The sequence below is a fragment of the Streptomyces roseus genome (assembly GCF_001044425.1).
GTDB lineage: Bacteria > Actinomycetota > Actinomycetes > Streptomycetales > Streptomycetaceae > Streptomyces > Streptomyces roseus.
In genome coordinates, this window is record NZ_LFML01000133.1 from 1 (window position 1) to 679 (window position 679).

Below are 679 nucleotides of genomic sequence, written 5' to 3' on the forward strand. Positions count from 1 at the left end.
GGGTGGCTGGTCGTTGTTTGAGAACTGCACAGTGGACGCGAGCATCTGTGGCCAAGTTTTTAAGGGCGCACGGTGGATGCCTTGGCACCAGGAACCGATGAAGGACGTGAGAGGCCGCGATAGGCCCCGGGGAGCTGCCAACTGAGCTTTGATCCGGGGGTGTCCGAATGGGGAAACCCGGCAGTCGTCATGGGCTGTCACCCACTGCTGAACACATAGGCAGTGTGGAGGGAACGAGGGGAAGTGAAACATCTCAGTACCCTCAGGAAGAGAAAACAACCGTGATTCCGGGAGTAGTGGCGAGCGAAACCGGATGAGGCCAAACCGTATGCGTGTGATACCCGGCAGGGGTTGCGCATGCGGGGTTGTGGGAATGAGCTTGATCGGTCTGCCGGCCGGTCGGCGAGTCAGAAACCGTTGATGTAGTCGAAGGACATGCGAAAGGTCCGGCGTAGAGGGTAAGACCCCCGTAGACGAAACATCAGCGGCTTGCTTGCTCATCTCCCAAGTAGCACGGGGCCCGAGAAATCCCGTGTGAATCTGGCGGGACCACCCGCTAAGCCTAAATATTCCCTGGTGACCGATAGCGGATAGTACCGTGAGGGAATGGTGAAAAGTACCGCGGGAGCGGAGTGAAATAGTACCTGAAACCGTGTGCCTACAAGCCGTGGGAGCGTCG

General features: G+C 58.3%; 1 rRNA gene. It reads left to right on the forward strand.

Features of this window, described 5'->3' with window-relative positions:
* Nucleotides 1-49: 49 nt before the first annotated feature.
* A 23S ribosomal RNA gene (locus ACS04_RS30025) occupies nucleotides 50-679 on the forward strand; the annotation flags it as partial.